This is a genomic window from Streptomyces sp. NPDC002784, assembly GCF_053592135.1.
Window position 1 is genome coordinate 1 of record NZ_JBSFVD010000176.1, and the last position, 1429, is coordinate 1429.

The 1429-nt window shown below is 67.7% G+C and carries 1 protein-coding gene; it reads right to left on the reverse strand.

What is annotated here, in order from left to right:
* Nucleotides 1–56: 56 nt before the first annotated feature.
* Nucleotides 57–1295, reverse strand: coding sequence for an IS256 family transposase (locus tag ACWD1Z_RS37610; RefSeq protein WP_451125430.1), 1239 nt, complete (start codon nt 1293–1295; stop codon nt 57–59).
* Nucleotides 1296–1429 lie beyond the last annotated feature (134 nt).

Consider the following 1429-nt stretch of genomic DNA (forward strand, 5'->3'; position numbering starts at 1 on the left):
GGTCACGTCCGCTGGAGTGGTGTATTGACGGCCACTCGGTGATCTCGTTTTTTAGGTTATGCGGTGAGTTCGGTCGGGAGGACGGTGTCGTCGGTTTCTGACTCGATCGGGTGGAGGCGGGCCTTGGCGAGCAGGTCGAGTCCCATGTAGCGGCGGGCTTCGGTCCACTCGTCGTTCTGCTCGGCCAGCACCGCGCCGACGAGTCGGATGAGGGCGGTGCGGTCGGGGAAGATGCCGACCACGTCGGTGCGGCGGCGGATCTCCTTGTTCAGTCGCTCCTGCGGGTTGTTCGACCAGATCTGCCGCCAGATCTCGCGTGGGAATGCGGTGAACGCCAGCAGTTCGTGCTGGGCGGAGTCCAAGTGGGCTGCCGCCTTGGGGAACTTGGCCTCCAGCGCGTCCAGCACATGTCGCATCTGGGCCTGGACGGCGTCGGCATCGGGCTGTTCGAAGACCGTCCGCAGCAGCGTGGCCACCCACGGCTGGGCGGACTTCGGCACCTGGCTCAGCAAATTCCGGGCGTAATGCGTGCGGCATCGCTGCCAGGAGGCGCCGGGAAGGACCGCGCCGATCGCGTTCACCAGGCCGGTGTGGGCGTCGGAGACGACCAGCTGGACGCCGGACAGGCCACGGGCGGTCAGGGAGCGCAGGAAGGCGAGCCAGCCGGCGCCGTCCTCGGCGGTGGCGACGTCGATGCCGAGGATCTCGCGGTGCCCGTCCGCGTTGACTCCGACCGCGATCAGCGCGTGAACGTTGATGATCCGGCCGCCCTCGCGGACCTTCTGGGTCAGCGCGTCTACCCAGACAAACGCATACGGCCCGGCGTCCAGCGGCCGGTTACGGAAGGCGGCGACCTGCTCGTCGAGGTGCTTGGCCATCGCGCTGACCTGGGACTTCGACAGCTGGGTGACGCCGAGGGACTCGGCGAGCTTCTCGACTCGGCGGGTGGACACACCGAGCAGGTAGGCGGTGGCGACCACCGAGATGAGGGCCTGCTCGGCCCGGCGGCGTCGTTCAAGGAGCCAGTGCGGGAAGTAGCTGCCCTGCCGCAGTTTGGGGACGGCCAGTTCGACGGTGCCGGCGCGGGTGTCCCACTCGCGGGGGCGGTAGCCGTTGCGGTGGTTGACGCGTTCGTCGCTGACCTGCCCGTATTCGGCGTTACAGAGTGCGTCGGCCTCTGCGGACATGAGCGCGTCGGCGAAGGTCTTGACCATCGCGCGCAGCAGATCGGGACTCGCCGCGGCGAGGTTGTCCTCAGCGAGGGCGTGCAGGGGCAGACTGTCCGGTGCGGTCATCGTGCTGATCTCCTTCGAGGCTTCGACACTTCGAAGATCAGCCGGTGGCCGTTCATCTATGCGGGCCCCATCCCAACGCCGGAGCAAACCCCCGGATCAGGTCGAACCCGTACACCACTTCCCTGGACGTAACC